This is a genomic window from Cohnella sp. GbtcB17 (assembly GCF_019091135.1).
Classification (GTDB): Bacteria; Bacillota; Bacilli; order Paenibacillales; family Paenibacillaceae; genus Cohnella.
This window is the reverse complement of the sequence record NZ_JAGXJW010000360.1, coordinates 1-250: the sequence shown is the minus strand read 5'-3', so window position 1 is coordinate 250 and position 250 is coordinate 1. Positions and strand designations below refer to the sequence as shown.

Here is a 250-nt window from a genome sequence, read left to right as displayed (position 1 = left end):
CTCCGACTTCTGGGCGGCCGGGCCGAGCGCGGCGCCAAGGCATACGGCGCGCCGGCCGAGCGGCCTAAGCGCGGCGGCGACCGCGCCGCATCGGCGGGCCGCGGCGAGCGCAGCTTCGGCGCCGGCCCTGGCGGCGGAGCCGGCGGCTTCGCCCGCGGCAGCGAGCGTCCGTCCGGCGGGCGCAGGGGCGGAAGGGCGCAGGCCGGCGGGCGGAAGCCTTCTTCGGGCGGGCGGGGGGGCGTCGGGGGCG

At 83.6% G+C, this 250-nt stretch carries 1 pseudogene; it reads left to right on the top strand.

Annotated features, from left to right (window positions below):
* A pseudogene (locus KVT38_RS36020) lies at window positions 1–250 on the top strand (DEAD/DEAH box helicase); the annotation flags it as partial.